Raw genomic sequence first — 18,898 nt, 5'->3', positions numbered from 1 at the left:
AAGATGAGGTGATGCAAAACATGCTGAAAAAGATCAGTATGACAGTTTTAACACTGATGTTGATGTTTGTATTTTTATTGATTCCTTCTAGCAGTCTAGCAGCTCGTGCAGTGCCAAAAGGGAAGCTTGAGAGCACAAGAGAGATGCGCGCGGTATGGATTGCATCTGTTTATAACTTAGATTGGCCCTCAAAGAAGGGGCTGCCCGTAGCAGAGCAGAAGCAAGAGTTTATTCGTTTATTAGACGAAATCAAAGCGATGAATATGAATGCCGTCATTATGCAAATTAAACCAACAGCAGATGCCTTTTATCCTTCAGCATACGGGCCGTGGTCAGAATATTTGACTGGAACACAAGGGAAAGATCCGGGGTACGATCCGCTTGAGTTTATGATCGAAGAAGCTCATAAACGCGGCCTTGAATTTCACGCTTGGTTTAACCCTTACCGAATCACAATGAATCATACTGATCTCAGCCGTTTGTCTGCCGATCACCCTGCAAGACAACATCCTGATTGGACGATTGCGTATGGTAATCAGCTTTATTACAATCCTGGTATTCCTGAAACTCAGGACTTCATTATCGGCGGTATAGAAGAAGTTGTGAAAAACTACGATATTGATGCAGTGCATATGGATGATTATTTTTATCCATATAAAATAGCCGGTGTACCATTTCCAGATCAAGAAACGTATGAAACATATGGAAAAAAAGCATTTACTCATATAGAAGATTGGCGAAGAGATAATGTGAATCAGCTGGTGAAGCAAATCAATGACACCATTAAGAAAGAAAAACCGTATGTGAAATTTGGTATTAGTCCGTTCGGTGTATGGCGCAACATAAAAGATGACCCGACTGGTTCAAACACCACTGCAGGAATGACCAACTACGATGATTTGTATGCTGATACAAGAGAGTGGATTCAGCAGCACGATATTGATTATGTTACTCCGCAAATTTACTGGAGCATCGGCTTTCAAGCTGCCGCTTATGAAGTGCTGACGAAATGGTGGTCAAATGAGGTCAAAGGGGAGCCGGTTCACCTGTACATTGGGCAGGCGGCATATAAAATTAATCAAAACAGTGACCCTGCTTGGTCTGACCCGGAAGAATATTTTAGGCAGATTGAGCTGAACAGGCAGTCACAGCTTGTGCAGGGAAGCATGCATTTCAGCCTGAAGGATCTCAATCGCAACCCTTTGAATGTAAAGGATCGATTGATAGAAGAGTCATACAGCAAACCAGCTCTCATTCCAGAAATGCCTTGGCTTCATCAGAAAGCACCTAAAAAACCAATCATTCAATCTGTGAAAAAGACATCGGATGGTGCGGCTTTACAAATCAAAAATGATCCGCATTCTACCGTATCCTATTATGCGGTCTATCGATTAACAAATAAAGGAACATATGAATTGCTGCAAACGGTTAGAAAAGAAAAAGGCGCCATAACAACGATTAAAGACCTCCCAGTCAATCAAAAGAAAATGGATACTTACAAGATTACGGCTCTGAATCGTCTTCATCACGAAAGCAAGCCTTCTACAAAAATAGTGAAATAACAGAAAAAGCATGAGTGAGATTTTCTTCGTTCATGCTTTTTTTCTATTTTTTAATTTTCTGAATTCAATCAAGCTTGGCATGAAGCAGCTGCTTGATTAATAAATATGATAGAAAAGAGCTAAAGGGGGAAGCAAGATGGATTTTGAATTAACGAAAGAACAACAAATGATCCGCCAGATGGTCAAAGATTTCGCCAAAGCAGAAATTGCACCACTCGCTCAAACCATTGATAAACAGGCCGTATTCCCAGCCAAAACGTTTCAAAAAATGGGGGAGCTCGGCTTTATGGGCATCCCCTTTCCAGAGAAATACGGCGGCTCAGGAGGAGATACGATATCATATGCACTCGCTGTAGAAGAAATCGGAAAACAGTGTGCCAGTACAGGTCTTAGCTATGCCGCAGCCGTCTCCTTAGGCGCAAGCCCGCTTTATTACTTTGGTACAGAGGAACAAAAGATGGACCACCTTGTCCCGCTGGCTTCTGGAACAGCACTTGGTTCCTTCGGATTAACAGAACCAAATGCAGGGTCAGATGCAAAAGGGACGAAAACAAAAGCAGTCAAAGACGGACAAGAGTATGTCATTAGCGGGGAAAAGTGCTGGATCACAAACGCCAATTTTGCCAGAACCATTATCGTCACTGCTGTCTCGGATCAAGATGAAAACGGCCGCCCGATCATCTCCGCCTTCATTGTGGAGAAAGGGCAAAAAGGGCTGACCATTACAAATCCATATGACAAAATGGGCGTGCGCGGTTCAGATACAGCAGAAATCATTTTAGACGGTGTACGTGTACCAGCCCAGAATATTTTAGGAGACCCAGCGAAAGGCTTTAAGCAATTTTTATATACATTAGACGGGGGGCGCATTTCAATTGCTGCGTTATCAGTTGGCATCGCACAAGCTGCACTAGATGCTTCGCTCTCGCATGCAAAAGAAAGAAAGCAATTTGGGCAGACCCTTTCTTCCTTCCAAGCGATTCAATTTAAGCTGGCAGATATGGCGATGCAAATAGAGCTCGCTAGACAAATGGTTTGGAAAGCCGCTTGGCTGAAAGATCACGGCAAGCCGTTTACAAAAGAAGCTGCCTATGCCAAACTCTTCGCTTCTGAAATGGCGACAAAAGCAAGTCTTGATGCTGTTCAAATCCACGGGGGAACAGGCTACATGAAAGAATGTGGTGTAGAACGGCTTGTGAGAGATGCCAAGCTAATGGAAATTGGAGAAGGGACCTCTGAAATTCAGCGTCTAGTCATCGCAAGACAACTGTTAGCGTAATCCGATAATGAAAACGCTTACCATCAATGGAGGAGGAAAGCCATGATGTCGATTCATCCACAGACAATCGGCTCGTTATTAAAAGAGAAAAGGGAGCAGCATCCAGGACATGAAGCCATTGTGTATCCAGAACGTTCTTTACGTTATTCATATGAAGCGTTTTATCGAGAAGTCAAGGAAACCGGAAAAGGTCTTATGGCATTAGGGGTTCAAAAAGGGGATCATATCGCCATCATGGCGCCCAATGTACCCGAATGGCTCATGCTGCAATTCGCCTGCGCGTCGATTGGAGCCGTTCTTGTCACCGTGAATACAAACTTTCAATCACAAGAACTCGCTTATTTACTCAAGCACTCTGATAGCAGCATGCTGTTTATCGTAGACGGGTTCAAAGAGACATCCTATGTCAAAATGCTTGATGAACTCATACCGGAGCTTCAAAACGCTCATCAAGGAGAGATCACATCCTCATCTTTTCCTTATTTAAAAAGTGTCGTCTATATAGGTGAGCACACGCCAAAGGGCATGCGCAGCTGGAACAGTATTCAAGCAGCTGCCAAAAGAACAGAGGATCATGAGTGGGAGAAACGAATGGATGAGCTTGCACCGGATGACGTCATTAATATGCAATATACCTCAGGCACAACCGGCTATCCAAAAGGAGTCATGCTCAGCCATACAAACATTGTCTGCAATGCCAGCCAAATCGCAGATTGTATGAAGCTCACCCAAAAGGACCGAATGTGTATCCCTGTTCCTTTCTTTCATTGCTTTGGATCCGTCCTTGGCGTGCTTGCATGTCTCACAAAAGGAGGAACGATCATTCCAATTGAATCCTTCCACCCAGAGCGAGTTCTTCAAACCGTAGAAAAAGAGAAGTGCACCGTCCTTCACGGCGTCCCGACAATGTTCATTGCAGAGCTCGACCATCCGAATTTTCACCAATACGATCTGTCCACATTACGAACGGGCATTATGGCAGGATCTCTTTGCCCATCCCATGTGATGAAAGCCGTCATTGAACAAATGGGACTGAAGGAGCTCACGATTGCTTACGGCCAGACCGAAAGCTCTCCTGTCATTACCCAAACAAGAACGGATGATTCATTTGAAAGGCGGGTTCAAACGGTCGGCCGGGCGCTTCCTCACATTGAAGTGAAAATCACCGTTCCAGGCACGCCGGAGGAAGTACCAAGAGGAGAACAAGGAGAGCTGTGTACAAGAGGCTATCATGTGATGAAAGGCTACTATAAAAATGAAGAAGCCACAAATGAAGTGATTGACCAGGACGGCTGGCTTCATACGGGTGATTTAGCAGAGATGGATGAGGACGGCTATGTGAAAATCACAGGACGGCTGAAAGATATGATCATTAGAGGCGGGGAGAATGTTTATCCAAAAGAGATTGAGGATGTTCTTTATACTCATCCGGATATTCTTGATGCACAGGTCGTTGGTATACCTGACGAGACGTATGGAGAAGAAGCCGCCGCATTCATTCGGCTTAAAAAAGGTAGGACGGTGACAATTGAGACACTCACCAGCTATTGTCAGTCGCAAATGGCACGCTATAAAATTCCTAAATATTTTTTCATCACTGACGAGTATCCGATGACCGCATCAGGGAAGATTCAAAAATTTCGTCTGAAAAAGCAGGCGCTTGATCTAATAAAGGAGTGAAGGCAGTGATGTTTCTAAAAGTACTGATTGCAAATCGAGGCGAAATTGCCCGGCGAATTATTCGAACGTGTAAAAGGCTCGGGATCCACACCGTTGCCGTTTATTCAGAAGCAGATCAGCATGCACTTCATGTGCAAGAAGCAGACAGCGCCTATCTGATTGGAGGCGCGAAAGTATCTGAAAGCTATTTAAACATGGAAGCCATCATTCGTGTAGCCAAACAGACACATACAGATGCCATCCACCCAGGATATGGCCTCTTATCAGAAAATGCAGCCTTTGCAGAACGCTGCCGCAGCGAAGGAATCGCCTTTATTGGCCCATCCGCACAAGTCATTCAGCGAATGGGGAATAAAATTGAAGCAAGAAAAACGATGGCTCAAGCAGGTATCCCCATTGTACCAGGCGTTTCAGCTCCGCTGCATGATGCAGAAGAAGGGGTCAGTCAAGCGCAGTCACTCGGTTATCCGATTATGCTCAAGGCATCAAGCGGGGGCGGAGGAATTGGCATGCAGCTCGTGCAAAATGACGAGGAGCTGTACAGGGCTTTTGAAGGGAATCAAAAAAGAGCGCAAAGCTTTTTCAACGATGGGACGCTGTATATGGAAAAGGTCATTGAAAACGCTCGGCACATTGAAATTCAGGTCCTTTTTGATTCCTTCGGCCATGGGGTTCACTTATTTGAGCGCGACTGTTCACTCCAGCGAAGACATCAAAAAATCATTGAAGAAGCACCAGCCGTCTGTCTCGATGAATCGGTGAGACATCAGATGGGGGAGATGGCCGTCAAAGCAGCCAAAGCGATTGGGTATGAAAATGCAGGAACGATTGAATGTTTAGTCGATCAGCATCAACAATTTTATTTCCTAGAAATGAACACAAGATTACAAGTAGAACACCCTGTCACAGAAGAAATTACAGGCATTGACCTTGTCGAGGAACAGCTGAAAATCGCTGCATGTGAGCCGCTTTCCTTTAATCAGGAGGATATTCATCAAATCGGCCATGCCATCGAGGTTAGAATTTATGCGGAAGATCCCGTCACCTTTTATCCATCACCAGGAACGATCACTCGGCTTTCCACACCTGAAGCTCCGTATATCCGTCATGAGTCAAGCGTGACAAATGGAAGCATCATTACCCCTTTTTACGATCCAATGATTGCGAAAATGATCGTTTACGGTGATACACGAAAACTTGCAATAGAACGATTAAAAGGGGCATTACAAGCATATGAAATAGAAGGGATCAAAACCAACTTACCGCTTTTAAGGGAAATGGCCGGATCTTCTGCTTTCTTACAAGGCAGCATCACCACCGATTTTCTCATGAAAAAAAGGGAGGAAAACCGTTCATGAAAACTGTCACAATTCAAATGGCCGGAAACTTGTGGAAGCTTCTTGTGAAACAAGGCGATGAAGTGCAAAAAGGACAGGAGGTTGCCATCTTAGAATCAATGAAAATGGAGATTCCGATCGTTGCTGAAGAGGGCGGGATCATCAGTAAAGTGTATAAGGCAGAGGGAGAGTTTGTCGATGAAGGAGAGGTTCTTTTAGAACTATCAGAATAGGAGGGAGCCAGATGGCATTACCAAAGAGTGTGCTTATCAGGGAGGTCGGCCCGCGGGACGGACTGCAAAATGAATCAGTCTGGCTGGACACAGGCGAGAAGCGAACGTGGATTGATCTGCTCGCAGCAGCCCAGCTCCCTTATATTGAAGTCACATCATTTGTTCATCCTAAATGGGTTCCAGCCTTAAAAGATGCCAAAGAACTCACCCAATCCTTTAACAAAAAAGACGACATCACCTATGCAGCACTCATTCCCAATGAAAAAGGCTTAGCTCATTTTTTTGAAGCCAATCTTGACACAGGCGCTATGTTCATCTCTTCGAGTGAAACACATAACAAGAAAAATATGAATCAATCCATCCACGAAACACTTCCTGTTATCAAACAAATGACAGCTGATTTAAAAGCAGCAGGAAAAAACACACGCGCGTATATTTCCACCGTGTTTGGCTGCCCATATGAAAAACAAGTGCCAATGGATCAAGTCCTCCGGCTAACGAATATTTTGCTTTCTTATGGCATTGATGAAATATCTCTCGGTGACACCATCGGTGAAGCCCATCCGCTTCAAGTAGAAAGACGCTTAGACATTTTACTCGAACGTTTTCCTGCTGATAAAATCGCTCTTCATTTTCATGATACGAAGGGGATGGCTCTTGCGAATATTTATACGGCATTAAAAGCAGGGATCACCATATTTGACTCCTCCAGCGGCGGGCTTGGCGGATGTCCCTATGCACCTGGTTCCAGCGGAAATGTGGCGACAGAAGATGTGGTGCATATGCTTCAAAAACTAGGAATTGAGACAAATATTCACCTTCCTGCATTAATTAAAGCGGCAGAATGGATTGAAGCAAAAGTAGATCGAACCCTGCCTAGTCACTGTTTACGCGCTTTTCACTCTCAGACTACTTCATAAAGGATGAATAACATGACATCATTGGTCCATTTTTCAATACAAGATGAACAGATCGGCATCATGACCTTAAACAGGCCAGAACAAGCGAATTCCCTATCTGCTCCAATGCTGGAGGAGATCAATCAAATCATTCAAGAAATCAAACATGATGAAAGCATTCGCTGTCTTCTCATTTCAGGAGCCGGTTCAAAAGTCTTTTGTGCTGGAGCAGATTTAAAAGAACGACGATTGATGACAGAAGCAGAAGCAAAAGGCGCTGTTCTTTCGATTCAGCAAACCTTTATCGAGATTGAATCTATTCCTGTACCTGTCATTGCAGTGATGAACGGACACGCACTAGGCGGAGGACTTGAGCTCGCGCTCGCTTGTGATCTCCGCATTGCACGAGCCGGAGCAAGACTCGGCCTGCCAGAAACAGGACTAGCTATCATACCAGGAGCCGGAGGGACGCAGCGCCTTCCGCGCCTCATTGGACTCGGTAAAGCAAAAGAACTTATTTTCACAGGCGCATCAATACAAGCAGAAGAAGCCATTCAAATCGGGCTGATTGAGCATATCTCTGTAGCAGATTCCCTCATGAACGATGCCATCTCTCTTGCAAAACAAATCATCAAAAATGGCCCGCTTGCCTTAAAAGAAGCGAAACAAGCGATTCAATCAAGCCTTGATCACGATTTGCATACAGGTTTGACAAAGGAATACGAAGCGTATCTACGGCTCATTGAGACAGAAGATCGAACGGAAGGTCTTCGAGCCTTCCAAGAAAAACGAACGCCTCAATACAGAGGCAGGTAGCAAGAAAGGGGAATGGGTATGATCGAAGGATATGAACTAAAAAAACGGCAGATTCTGAAAGGCGGGGCAGACCGATACCATCAAAAAAACAAAGAAAAAGGAAAATTGTTTGTCCGTGACCGCCTCCAGTTGTTATTAGATGAGGATTCTTTCATTGAGGATGCCATGTTTGCCGAGTGTCAAAATGAACATTTACCAGCAGATGGTGTTGTCACAGGGACAGGGCGGATGAATGGGCAGACTGTTTGCGTTATGGCAAATGATTCTACCGTCAAGGCAGGATCATGGGGCGTCAAAACGGTAGAAAAAATCATTAGAATCCAGGAAACAGCCGAAAAGCTCAACTGCCCAATGCTGTATTTAGTTGACTCTGCGGGTGCTAGAATCACCGATCAAATCGCTATGTTTCCAGGCAGAAGGGGTGCAGGCCGCATTTTTTATAACCAGGTGAAGCTGTCTGGACGTATTCCGCAAATTTGTTTACTATTTGGTCCTTCGGCAGCCGGAGGTGCTTACATTCCTGCTTTTTGTGACATCGTCGTCATGGTCGAAGGGAATGCCTCAATGTACTTAGGCTCACCGCGAATGGCCGAAATGGTCATTGGAGAGAAAGTATCACTTGAAGAAATGGGCGGGGCAAAAATGCATTGCAGCATTTCTGGATGCGGCGATATATTAGCAAAAACAGAGGAAGAAGCCATTCAAATCGCCCGCACTTATTTAACTTACATGCCTGCCAACTATACAGAAAAACCAAAACGGGCAGCCGCAATCGCACCTAAACCATCAGAGATCACCATCCAAGACCTCATTCCTAAAGGGCAAAATACCCCTTTTGATATGTATCAGCTCATTGATTTACTCATTGATGAAGGGTCATTTTTTGAAATCAAAAAGCTGTTTGCCGCAGAATTGATCACAGGCTTTGGCCGCATGAATGGTCAGCCTGTCGGTCTTATTGCCAACCAGCCGAGGGTAAAAGGCGGTGTTTTATTCCATGACTCAGCCGACAAAGCCGCCAAATTTATTCAGCTATGTGACGCCTTTCATATTCCACTCCTTTTCCTTGCAGATATACCGGGGTTTATGATCGGAACAAAAGTGGAACAAGCAGGTATTATCAGGCACGGGGCGAAGATGATCTCCGCCATGTCAGAGGCAACCGTTCCGAAAATATCCGTCATTGTTCGTAAAGCATATGGTGCAGGTTTATATGCAATGGCAGGACCGGCCTTTGAACCGGACTGCTGTCTCGCACTTCCATCAGCACAAATTGCTGTCATGGGGCCAGAAGCCGCTGTAAATGCTGTCTATGCGAATAAAATTGCCGAACTGCCTGCTGAGGAAAGAGCAGCATTTATTCAAGAGAAACGCAAGGAATACCAGGAAGATATGAATATATATGAGCTTGCCTCTGAAATGATTGTCGATGGTGTCATCCCATTTGACCATTTGCGAGATGAGCTTTGTCATAGATTACAAGCCTATACCTCTAAAGAGATGACATTTACAAGACGAAAACACCCGGTTTATCCGGTCTAAAGGGGGCGGCCTCATGATGAACCTAAAACCAGCGTGGATACCCGAAGAGCAGATGATGAAACAAACACGCCTTTACAAATGGATGCATTCACTTGGTTTTTCTACTTATGATGCGTTCTATCAAGCTAGTATCGAGCGGACCGATTGGTTTTGGAGAGAAGCCGAAAAGGCGGTCGGCATCGTGTGGAAGAAGCCGTATGAAGCCGCATTAGGCCAAAATTCATTCATGTGGCCCAATTGGTATAAAGGCGGCCGGCTCAACGTGGTCGAAACGGCTGTTGACAAATGGGCAGAGAATGAAGAAACCCAGCATCAACCAGCTGTGATGTGGAGAAATGAAGCGGGAGAAGAGAGAAGATGGTCGTTCCTCGAACTTCAAGAAAAGGTCAATCGTCTCGCTGCTGGTTTTTTGAAGAAGGGAATACAAAAAGGGGATGTAGCGGTCATTTATATGCCGATGCTTCCGGAAACGGCTGCTGTCATGCTTGCCTTTGCAAAGATTGGTGTCATCTTTAGCCCGGTTTTTTCTGGCTATGGAAGCGAGCCTCTTGCCGTACGTATTCGTGCATCAGGTGCAACCATTGTCGTCACAGGCTCAAGCGTGACGCGCCGGGGAAAGACGATCAACATGCGTGAATGTGCGGCAGAAGCGATCGACAAAACCAAGACTGTCCAAACAGTCATTGTACATGCTTCCTCTTCTACTGGATATAAAGAGGATATTCAGCTAAACGATTTGTTAAAAGAGGAACCACTGAGTAAAACGACTTATCTTTCAAATGAAGATCCACTTATGATCTTATACACGTCTGGAACAACCGGTACACCAAAAGGGGCTGTTCATACACACGCAGGCTTTCCTGTAAAAGCGGCTTTTGATGCCGGTCTTTGTATGGACGTTGCAAAAGGAGATCGTTTGTTTTGGCTCACAGACATGGGATGGATGATGGGGCCCTTTCTCGTCTTTGGCGGCTTGATCAATGGAGCTGCAATTGTTTTATATGACGGCGCCCCCGATTATCCAGATGAACAGCACCTTTGGTCATTCATCCACGAGCAAAAAGTCACCCATTTTGGACTTTCACCTACTTTTGTTCGATCTGCGATGCAGCAAAACCTTTCAGACATTGAGCTGCCGCATGTGAAAGCCATCATATCTACAGGTGAACCGTGGAATGAAGCACCATGGCAATGGCTTTTTGACACCATTGGTCAAAAGCACATTCCAATCTTAAATTACTCAGGGGGAACAGAGGTTTCTGGCGGTATTGTAGGAAGTACGCTGCTTCGTCCAATCAAACCGATCCTTTTTAATGCGGCCATCTTAGGAATGGCGGCAGATGTGTATAATGAGGCAGGAGAGAGCGTTCTGAATGAGGTAGGGGAGCTTGTTGTGAAAAAGCCGTGGGTCGGCATGACATGTGGGTTTTGGAAAGATCCGAAGCGATATGAAGACACCTATTTTAAACGATTTGATGGGGTGTGGACGCACGGTGATTGGGTGATGCAATCAGAGGATGGCGCATTCCATATCACGGGCAGATCGGATGATGTCATTAATACAGCAGGTAAACGCATTGGTCCAGCTGAAATTGAATCCATTCTTGTCGGGCATCCAGCCGTACATGAGGCTGCTGTGATTGGAGTAAAGGATGAGGTGAAGGGAGAAGCACTAGTTTGTTTCATTGTGGCCAGTTCACAGACTTTTGAAGAAGCAGCACTCATTCAAGAGCTCAAAATACATGTTGGTTCATATGCGGGAAAAGCGCTCACACCAAAGGAAATTCATCTCATTTCAGCTTTACCGAAAACTAGAAACGGAAAAATCGTCCGGCGTTTATTAAAAGGAGCTTATGAACAGCAGCCTTCACCAGATCTTTCGTCTCTAGATAATCCTGATGTGCATAACAGCATTTGCGAATACTTGAAAAGAAAACAAAGTCCATAAAAAAAAGACAGGAGAGCGTCCTGTCTTTTTATTGCACATGAAAATTCGTGCCATCTGTTGTTTCTTTTACAATACCTGCCCGAATCACAAAATCACCGAAATGTTCATGCTCCTTGCGTTCTTTTGCATAGCGGGGGAGAAGCGAGCCAAGCTCGTTTAAAATGTCTTCTTCTCCTACATTTTCTCGGTACAGTTTACTTAATCTGCTGCCATCAAACGCAGCGCCAAGATACATGTTGTATTTGCCAGGTGATTTCCCGATAAAGCCAATTTCACCAAGCGCATGACGGGCACATCCATTTGGACATCCTGTCATTCGAATCGTGATTTCTTTATCACTTAAGCCGTTTTCTTCGACAATCTCTTCAATTTTGTCAATCAAACGCGGAAGGTAGCGTTCTGCTTCTGCCATTGCTAAGCCGCATGTTGGAAGAGAAACACAGGCCATTGAACTGCGGCGCAGTGCAGAGTGCTGCTGGCCATCTGATAAACCGAACTTCTGAATGAGCTGCTCGATTTGTTTCTTTTTATGAGATGTGACATTTCCAATCATTAAATTTTGATTCGCTGTTAAGCGGAAGTCACCTGTATGAATTTTTGCGATTTCACGAATGCCCGTCATTAGCGGATAATCATCGTAATCAGTGATCCGGCCGCCTTCTACAAACATCGTATAATGCCATCTGCCATTGATGCCTTTTACCCAGCCATAGCGGTCACCATTATGGTCAAAATGATAATCTCTTGCGTCTAATAGGGAAAAACCAAGGCGGCGTTCCAGCTCTTCTTTTACATTCTCAAGACCGAGGCGGTCCACTGTATATTTAAAGCGGGCATTTTTTCTCACCGAACGGTTTCCATAGTCACGCTGAATGGTGATCACTTTTTTGGCAATCTCTACAACTTGTTCCGGCGTACAAAAGCCAATTACTTTTGCGAGCTGAGGATAAGTCGCTGTATCACCATGAGTCATGCCCATTCCACCGCCAATCGCGACATTAAAGCCGACTAATTGATCATTTTCAATAATCGCAATGAAGCCTAAATCTTGCGAAAAAACATCAATATCGTTAGCAGGAGGGACCGCCACACCAATCTTGAATTTTCTCGGCAAATAAAGTGGACCATACATCGGTTCAACCTCTGTATCAGGCGTTGCCGCTACCTTTTCCTCATCAAGCCAAATTTCATGATACGCTCTTGTTTGCGGAAGCAGGTCATCACTTAATTTTTTGGCGAGCTCGTATACATCATGGTGCACTTCTGATTGATAGGGGTTTGACGTACACATGACATTACGGTTCACATCGCCGCAAGCAGCGATCGTATCAAGCATAGTGGAATGGATGTCTTGAATGGTTTTTTTCATGTTCCATTTTAAAATACCGTGAAGCTGAAAGGTTTCACGAGTTGTCAGCTTTAACGTACCGTTTCCGTATTTATGAGCAAGCTCATCCATCACAAGCCACTGCTTGGATGTGGCGATTCCGCCAGGCAGGCGGACGCGCAGCATAAATTGATAGGCAGGCTCAAGCTTTTGTTTCTGCCGTTCATTTCTCAGGTCACGATCATCTTGTAAATAACTGCCGTGATGCTTCATCAGGCGGTTGTCATCATCAGGAATACCCGCTGAAATCGGATCAAGCATCACTTCTTTTAATGTACCCCGTAAATAATCACTTTTTTCTTTGATTTCCTCTACGTCGCTCGGAGGTCCATCCGGCGCTGTTAATGCTGTCTTCACCATGTAAGTAAAAGCTCCTTTCTTTCAAGCATTCAATCAATATACGTCACGCTGATAGCGTTTTTGCTGCTGCAAGTTGGCTAGATAGCTTTCTGCTTTCTCTTTGCTCATCGCACCTTCTTCTTGGATGATTGATAGAAGGGTATTATGAACATCATGCGCCATATGTTTTTCATCTCCGCAGACATATACATAGGCACCTTGCTCCAGCCATTCGAATAATTCTTTACTTTGTTTCTTCATTTGGTGCTGGACATATACTTTTTCCTCTGAATCTCTTGAAAAAGCCACATCCATTTTCGTTAACACACCATCTTTTAACCACTTTTGCCATTCGGTTTGATATAAGAAATCCGTCACAAAGTGCTGATCACCGAAGAACAACCATGACTTTCCGTCTGCACCGACTTCCTCGCGCTCCTGCATAAAGGAACGGAAAGGGGCAATGCCTGTGCCTGGTCCTACCATAATGATCGGTGCTTCAGGGTTTTCAGGAAGCTTAAAGTTTTGATTGTGCTGGATATAAACAGGCAGCTTATCACCTGGCTCTAAGCGCTCCGCACATAAGATTGAGCAGACACCTTGACGTTCTCTTCCGTGAGCATCATATCTCACAGCACCGATCGTCAAATGAACTTCTTCTTCATTTGCTTTAAGGCTGCTTGCAATGGAATAAAGGCGAGCCGGAATTTTTCTTAAAATGGCAGTGAAGTCTGCCGCTGTTCCTTCAAAAGGACCGAAATCACGAGCAGCATCTACTAAATCTCTTCCTGCTATATATGCTTTTAACTTTTCTTCGTTTCCTTCTTCTAAAAGGGCCTGCAAGGCTTCGCTTTTTGTAAAGGACGCCATCTTTTGAAGAAGAGGTTTTGTCAATACGGTAATCTCAAAATGAGAGGTAAGTGCTTCTTTTAAAGGAAGCGTGTCGCCGTTTTTATGAACGGTTACGGCTTCCTCTGCATTCCATCCGCATGTTGTGATCAATTCATCAACAAGAGCAGGATCATTTGTTGGATAAATACCAAGGCTGTCACCCGGCTCATAAACAAGTCCTGATCCTTCAAGAGAAAGCTCCAAATGACGGGTTTCTTTGTTAGAACCGCGGCCATTTAGATTGATATTTTCAAGCACTTCAGCATAAAAGGGATTTGTTCTTGAGTATTCAGATGCAGCCGTTTGAGTGTTTGCTTCAGCTGATTCCTGCGGGGCTGCTGCGGCTCCACCTTCGCTAAGTGAAGATGCCACCCCTTGAAGCCATTCAGAAAACGGCTCATCATAATCAAGATCACAGTCCACTCGATCGAAAAGACGCGTTCCGCCAAGCTCTTTTAAGCGCTCATCAAATTCTTTACCTGTTTGACAGAAGAATTCGTAAGAGCTGTCACCAAGTGATAGGACAGAAAAGCTTAAATGATCAAGCTTTGGTGCACGTCTGCCGTGAACATATTCATGGAAAGAAAGGGCATTATCAGGCGGATCTCCCTCGCCATGTGTGCTGACGATAATCAGTAAATTGTTTATTTTTTTCAGACTATTTGGTTTAAAATCTGACATAGAAGAGAGCGTCACTTGAAAACCTTTCTCTTCAAGATGCTGCGCTGTCTTTTTTGCTAACCCTTCAGAATTGCCTGTTTGTGAGCCATAAAGGACGGTCACATCTTTGCTGATAGGCTGCGCTGGTGCTGCGGCAGAAGGAGAAGGGGCTAGGGCAGTATTTTCTGATCCGGCTAAAGCTGCCTGTGCTGATAAATAACCGGTAAGCCAAATTTTTTGCTGATCTGTTAAAGTCGGAAGCAGCTGATTAAGCAGTTCTGCCTGCTCCTGACTAAACGGACTGTTCAATACATGAAGTTGCAACGATATCCACCTCACAAGGAATATAAACATAGATTAATTCGATAGGAATTATATATATAGGTTCAATTTGAACTTTACCGAAAGTTTGCCATTAAGTAAAATATATAATATTGATTGTCATGATTAAGATTTCTAATACCTTTGCAAAGTGACAGAACTTGAAGGTGAATCGCTTAACTGTATAAAGCACCTTAAGAAAAATGGGCCGTTTTGAATGAAGAGACGATCGTAAAAAATTGAAAAGAGGTGTATGAAAGTTGATGCAGATAAAGTTTAAAAATATAAAATGTTTTCGGCTTGTCATCTTGATTTTTCTCATTTTATTAGTAGCGTGCAATTCTCCAAAGGATAATATAAAAGATTCATACAATCAGAATAAAACAACAGCACCTTTTTCAAAAAAAGGCATCCTGCTAAGAAAAGGGGAGACGAATTTACTTCTTATAAACAATAAAACGCCATTAAAAAGCGATGATTCATTGAAAACCCATCTTCTTATTGAAAAGTATAAAAATGATCTTATCGTTATGGATTTAACAAAAGTAGATTCTAAAGAGCTGTCACAGGGTCAAACGATTGAGGTTTGGTTTGATGAGTTACAAGAATCGTTTCCTCCTAAAGCAAAGGTCGAAAAATATAAAATCATGATGGATAAGTAGGGGAGCAGGGGGCAGATTCTTTCTATCATGAAAAAAGGAGAAAAACCTTAGAGTTTTTCTCCTTTTTCAAATTATGCTGTTGGAAGTCCCATCACAGCTTTCACTTCTAAATATTCCTCGATCCCAAAGTCTCCCCATTCTCTTCCGATACCAGATTGCTTAAAGCCGCCAAACGGGGCAAAGTAATCTGTTTCGGCATTGTTAATGGTAATTTGACCGGCACGAATATGTTCAGCTACATATTTTAATGTTTTTTCATCTTTTCCAACCACATAGCCAGCAAGGCCGTATACTGTATCATTGGCAATCTCAAGGGCATGATCCAAGTCTTGATATGTGATCACACTCATGACGGGTCCGAATATTTCCTCTTGCGCAATGGTCATATCATTTTTCACATTTGTGAAAATAGTATGCTTGGCGAAATATCCTTTGTCTAGTCCGTCCGGCTTACCAGTTCCCCCAGCAAGCAGGTGAGCACCTTCTTCAATTCCTTTTTCAATATAAGACTGCACGGTATCCCATTGCTTTTTGGAGACAAGCGGACCAGTGGCGTGATCTTCTCGCGGATCACCAACTGTAAACTTCGGCAGAGCATTCAGCAGCGCTTTTTCAAATGCGTCTTTCATTGATTCAGGAATCAGCACACGTGTAGCTGCGGAACACACTTGACCTGTATTCATCGCAATATGATGAACGGCTGTTTCGGCTGCCTCATCCACATCTGCATCATCTAAGATGATAAGAGGGGATTTCCCGCCGAGCTCAAGAGCCACTTTCTTAATATTGTCTGCAGCATTTTCCATTATTTTAGAGCCGACAGCGCCTGATCCTGTAAATGAAACAAAGTCAATATCAGGGTGTGAGCTAATGCCGTCACCAATGACATCACCAGTTCCATTAACTAGGTTGAAGACGCCTTTCGGTACGCCAGCTTCATCAATGATGTCTGCAAGAATCATTGCGGCAAAAGGTGTAATTTCCGCAGGCTTTAAGACAACTGGTGAGCCTGCTGCAATGGCACCCGCGATTTTAAGTGATGTTTGATTTGTTGGGAAATTCCAAGGTGTAATCAATCCGCTGACACCAATCGCTTCTTTTATAATGGTATGTCCGCCGCGGTCCTCAGTAAATGTATACGATTTAAGTGCTTCCGCTGCTTTAGAAAAATGTTCATGTCCCATTTTGTAATGAACCTCTTCCGATACTTTCAGCGGTGCACCGAGCTCTTGTGTCATGACTTCAATTAGTTCATCCTTACGCTTTTCGTAGCCGCGCACAATGTTTTCCAGCATCTTTACGCGTTCATTTCGAGATGTTTTTGAGAAAGAAGGGAAGGCGGCACGAGCAGCTTTGACTGCCTTATCTAAATCTTCTTTTGTACCTAAACTAATGGTGCCAATGACTTCCTCTGTAGCAGGATTGATGACTTCCGTCGTTTCGTTTCCTGTTGATGCGATCCATTCTCCGTTAATAAAATGTTTCTCTTGATTTCTCATTCTGACATGTCTCCTTTTTATATGTGATTCCATTCAATATTCTGTTTTCAGGTGATATAAAACTGTACCCACTGTGAAAAATCTAAAACGATGCAACTGTAAAAGAAAAAGTTTCTGATATAATACGCTAAGTGGGACATATGTCCTTTTCAACATCAGGGCATCTATCTTTTAATGGAACTAGACTGAAAAAGAAGGAGCATTTGAACGAATGAAAGGTGTTATTTTCGCTTTATTAGGAGGCGCTTGTATTACACTGCAAGGCGTCGCAAACGCAAGAATCAGCCAGGATATCGGCACATGGCAAGCGGCAACCATCACGCAGCTGACCGGTTTTATTATTGCACTGATCATTTTACTGCTCGTACGTGACGGACACTTTCGAGAATATCGAAAGGTGCAGCCGCTTTATTTAGTAGGCGGTGCATTTGCAGCCATTATTATTTTCAATGAAGTGACTGCGATTCAAATGATCGGTGTCACACTGACCATCGCTGCTTTACTCATTGCTCAGCTTGCTTTCACCTTTGCAATCGATGCAAAAGGATGGTTTGGTGTACAGAAGAAGAAAATGAAATGGCAGCATTATGCAGGAATTCTATTGATGATCGCAGGCGTAATCATTTTAAAGTTATAAAGGAGGGCGTCAGATGGAGGAGCTTCATGATGAATCTCTATTTTCCTCTTATCTCAAGGCACATGAATTAGAAAACGTCTTTCATCAGAAACTCATATCACACGTCAGCTTATGGCGCTATGAGCAAGGTGAGCTGATTTGTTCAAAGGGAGATCAGAGGGAGCACTTGTACTTGTTAGTAAAAGGAAAATTAAAGATTTTCACCACCACAAAAGAAGGAAAGACCTTCATTCTTTGTTTTAAACATCCTCTTGAAGCGATTGGAGATATTGAATACGTTCAGCAGACTGATATGGTCAATACAGTGGAGGCTGTCACAGAAGTACATATGCTAAGGATTTCTCATCAAGCGCTCATGCGCCATGCGAAGGATGACCCCCGCGTGTTAACCTTTTTACTAAAGGGCATCACAAACAAATTTTATACGAAATCAAACGATTTGAGCTTCCACCTTTTATACCCTGTAGAGGTCAGACTCGCAAGCTACTTATTGTCTGTGTTAACAGGGGATAACAGCGCGAGCGCACTTCGTCTTACTGATGCGGCGAGCTTAATTGGTACAAGCTACCGTCATATTAACCGGGTGATTCAGCAATTTTGTGAAAAAGGGCTGATCAAGAGGCGAAGAGGGAAGATTACGATCCTTGACCGGGAAGGACTCTTAGAAATAGCGGAGCGAAACATTTATGAATAGAAGAAATGAAGGGATTCAGACATGATCATAGGAATAGGATTAGCCATTGCAGCTGGCGCACTTGTCAGCTTACAAACCATTTTTAACAGTAAGGTCAATGAGCAGACAGGCTCTTGGTCAACGACCACTCTCGTTCTAGGTATGGGCTTTATTGCTTCACTTTTGATGGGTCTTTTGCTAGAAGGAACCGGCATGTTTCAATTAAGACATATGGAAGCGTGGTACTGGATTAGCGGAGCCATTGGAGTAGGGGTGGTCATCTGCCTCGTTCAAAGCATCAAACGTCTCGGTCCGACTTATGGAATCTCGATTGTCCTGATTTCACAGCTCGGCTCCGCGCTTTTGTTCGATTCGCTCGGCTGGCTTGGGTTAGAAAAAGTGGAATTTTCTCCCGCAAAACTATTAGGTGTCATTGTGATTGTTGCGGGGATCCTGGTGTTTAAATTGACCAAATTGGAGTCAGCAGAAGAGGAGCAATCAGAAGAAAAAGGGCTGCCACAAGAGTAGCTGCC

Annotated in this window: 16 protein-coding genes; 13 read left to right on the top strand and 3 right to left on the bottom strand. The window is 43.9% G+C overall.

The window, feature by feature from the left end:
- The first annotated feature begins 20 nt into the window (after positions 1–20).
- The 9 genes from NSQ76_RS09880 (at position 21) to NSQ76_RS09840 (ending at position 11,296) form a co-directional block, all read left to right on the top strand.
- Complete coding sequence (locus NSQ76_RS09880; RefSeq protein WP_341053558.1) at positions 21–1,562, top strand: glycoside hydrolase family 10 protein; 1,542 nt, start codon at positions 21–23, stop codon at positions 1,560–1,562.
- A 136-nt stretch (positions 1,563–1,698) separates the two neighbouring features.
- The gene (locus tag NSQ76_RS09875; protein ID WP_034624340.1) at positions 1,699–2,841 is read left to right on the top strand and encodes an acyl-CoA dehydrogenase family protein; all 1,143 of its coding nucleotides are present in this window, start codon (positions 1,699–1,701) and stop codon (positions 2,839–2,841) included.
- A 42-nt stretch (positions 2,842–2,883) separates the two neighbouring features.
- Positions 2,884–4,521, top strand: a complete 1,638-nt coding sequence (locus NSQ76_RS09870; RefSeq protein WP_111927474.1) for an AMP-binding protein — start codon at positions 2,884–2,886, stop codon at positions 4,519–4,521.
- Between the two features lie 8 nt (positions 4,522–4,529).
- On the top strand, positions 4,530–5,879 hold the full coding sequence (locus tag NSQ76_RS09865) for an acetyl-CoA carboxylase biotin carboxylase subunit (protein ID WP_268423565.1): 1,350 nt from the start codon (positions 4,530–4,532) through the stop codon (positions 5,877–5,879).
- Entirely contained in the window at positions 5,876–6,091 is a 216-nt protein-coding gene (locus NSQ76_RS09860; protein WP_024425681.1) for an acetyl-CoA carboxylase biotin carboxyl carrier protein subunit, read from the top strand. Before NSQ76_RS09865 ends, NSQ76_RS09860 begins: the two co-directional genes overlap by 4 nt.
- Before the next feature lie 11 nt (positions 6,092–6,102).
- Positions 6,103–7,011: a hydroxymethylglutaryl-CoA lyase gene (locus NSQ76_RS09855; RefSeq protein ID WP_341053550.1), complete on the top strand. Its 909-nt coding sequence runs from the start codon at positions 6,103–6,105 to the stop codon at positions 7,009–7,011.
- 12 nt (positions 7,012–7,023) lie between these two features.
- Positions 7,024–7,806: an enoyl-CoA hydratase gene (locus NSQ76_RS09850; RefSeq protein ID WP_341053547.1), complete on the top strand. Its 783-nt coding sequence runs from the start codon at positions 7,024–7,026 to the stop codon at positions 7,804–7,806.
- A gap of 18 nt (positions 7,807–7,824) precedes the next feature.
- The gene (locus NSQ76_RS09845; protein WP_034624346.1) at positions 7,825–9,348 is read left to right on the top strand and encodes an acyl-CoA carboxylase subunit beta; all 1,524 of its coding nucleotides are present in this window, start codon (positions 7,825–7,827) and stop codon (positions 9,346–9,348) included.
- Between the two features lie 13 nt (positions 9,349–9,361).
- Positions 9,362–11,296 (top strand): AMP-binding protein, encoded by a 1,935-nt coding sequence (locus NSQ76_RS09840; RefSeq protein WP_341053542.1) that lies wholly within the window; start codon positions 9,362–9,364, stop codon positions 11,294–11,296.
- Positions 11,297–11,324: 28 nt separating this feature from the next.
- On the opposite strand, the gene cysI is transcribed toward NSQ76_RS09840, so the two are convergent.
- Positions 11,325–13,043 (bottom strand): assimilatory sulfite reductase (NADPH) hemoprotein subunit, encoded by a 1,719-nt coding sequence (gene cysI, locus NSQ76_RS09835; RefSeq protein ID WP_341053539.1) that lies wholly within the window; start codon positions 13,041–13,043, stop codon positions 11,325–11,327.
- Positions 13,044–13,076: 33 nt separating this feature from the next.
- Entirely contained in the window at positions 13,077–14,897 is a 1,821-nt protein-coding gene (locus NSQ76_RS09830; RefSeq protein WP_341053536.1) for an assimilatory sulfite reductase (NADPH) flavoprotein subunit, read from the bottom strand.
- A 260-nt stretch (positions 14,898–15,157) separates the two neighbouring features.
- Here NSQ76_RS09830 and NSQ76_RS09825 point away from each other — a divergent pair, with 260 nt between their 5' ends.
- A complete protein-coding gene (locus NSQ76_RS09825; protein WP_145925719.1) occupies positions 15,158–15,556 on the top strand; it encodes a DUF3221 domain-containing protein in 399 nt (132 codons plus the stop codon).
- 71 nt (positions 15,557–15,627) lie between these two features.
- Here NSQ76_RS09825 and NSQ76_RS09820 read toward each other — a convergent pair whose 3' ends face one another.
- Complete coding sequence (locus NSQ76_RS09820) at positions 15,628–17,055, bottom strand: aldehyde dehydrogenase family protein (RefSeq protein ID WP_024427775.1); 1,428 nt, start codon at positions 17,053–17,055, stop codon at positions 15,628–15,630.
- A gap of 211 nt (positions 17,056–17,266) precedes the next feature.
- On the opposite strand from NSQ76_RS09820, the gene NSQ76_RS09815 reads away from it, so the two are divergent.
- The 3 genes from NSQ76_RS09815 to NSQ76_RS09805 are packed head-to-tail and all read left to right on the top strand — an operon-like array spanning position 17,267 to position 18,893.
- Positions 17,267–17,692, top strand: coding sequence for a DMT family transporter (locus NSQ76_RS09815; protein ID WP_208946159.1), 426 nt, complete (start codon positions 17,267–17,269; stop codon positions 17,690–17,692).
- Between the two features lie 13 nt (positions 17,693–17,705).
- Positions 17,706–18,386 (top strand): Crp/Fnr family transcriptional regulator, encoded by a 681-nt coding sequence (locus NSQ76_RS09810; RefSeq protein ID WP_208946158.1) that lies wholly within the window; start codon positions 17,706–17,708, stop codon positions 18,384–18,386.
- Between the two features lie 21 nt (positions 18,387–18,407).
- Complete coding sequence (locus tag NSQ76_RS09805) at positions 18,408–18,893, top strand: DMT family transporter (RefSeq protein WP_341053528.1); 486 nt, start codon at positions 18,408–18,410, stop codon at positions 18,891–18,893.
- The last annotated feature ends 5 nt before the right edge of the window (positions 18,894–18,898 follow it).

It is taken from the genome of Bacillus sp. FSL M8-0256, assembly GCF_038005765.1.
Lineage (GTDB): Bacteria > Bacillota > Bacilli > Bacillales > Bacillaceae > Bacillus > Bacillus safensis.
Note: the sequence above shows the minus strand (reverse complement) of the source record. Positions and strands in the feature narration are given on the sequence as shown.

Coding starts and splice junctions, on each gene's coding strand:
- NSQ76_RS09880 (WP_341053558.1), top strand. CDS start 21: ATGCTGAAAAAGATCAGTATGACAGTTTTAACACTGATGTTGATGTTT.
- NSQ76_RS09875 (WP_034624340.1), top strand. CDS start 1,699: ATGGATTTTGAATTAACGAAAGAACAACAAATGATCCGCCAGATGGTC.
- NSQ76_RS09870 (WP_111927474.1), top strand. CDS start 2,884: ATGATGTCGATTCATCCACAGACAATCGGCTCGTTATTAAAAGAGAAA.
- NSQ76_RS09865 (WP_268423565.1), top strand. CDS start 4,530: ATGTTTCTAAAAGTACTGATTGCAAATCGAGGCGAAATTGCCCGGCGA.
- NSQ76_RS09860 (WP_024425681.1), top strand. CDS start 5,876: ATGAAAACTGTCACAATTCAAATGGCCGGAAACTTGTGGAAGCTTCTT.
- NSQ76_RS09855 (WP_341053550.1), top strand. CDS start 6,103: ATGGCATTACCAAAGAGTGTGCTTATCAGGGAGGTCGGCCCGCGGGAC.
- NSQ76_RS09850 (WP_341053547.1), top strand. CDS start 7,024: ATGACATCATTGGTCCATTTTTCAATACAAGATGAACAGATCGGCATC.
- NSQ76_RS09845 (WP_034624346.1), top strand. CDS start 7,825: ATGATCGAAGGATATGAACTAAAAAAACGGCAGATTCTGAAAGGCGGG.
- NSQ76_RS09840 (WP_341053542.1), top strand. CDS start 9,362: ATGATGAACCTAAAACCAGCGTGGATACCCGAAGAGCAGATGATGAAA.
- cysI (WP_341053539.1), bottom strand. CDS start 13,043: ATGGTGAAGACAGCATTAACAGCGCCGGATGGACCTCCGAGCGACGTA.
- NSQ76_RS09825 (WP_145925719.1), top strand. CDS start 15,158: ATGCAGATAAAGTTTAAAAATATAAAATGTTTTCGGCTTGTCATCTTG.
- NSQ76_RS09820 (WP_024427775.1), bottom strand. CDS start 17,055: ATGAGAAATCAAGAGAAACATTTTATTAACGGAGAATGGATCGCATCA.
- NSQ76_RS09815 (WP_208946159.1), top strand. CDS start 17,267: ATGAAAGGTGTTATTTTCGCTTTATTAGGAGGCGCTTGTATTACACTG.
- NSQ76_RS09810 (WP_208946158.1), top strand. CDS start 17,706: ATGGAGGAGCTTCATGATGAATCTCTATTTTCCTCTTATCTCAAGGCA.
- NSQ76_RS09805 (WP_341053528.1), top strand. CDS start 18,408: ATGATCATAGGAATAGGATTAGCCATTGCAGCTGGCGCACTTGTCAGC.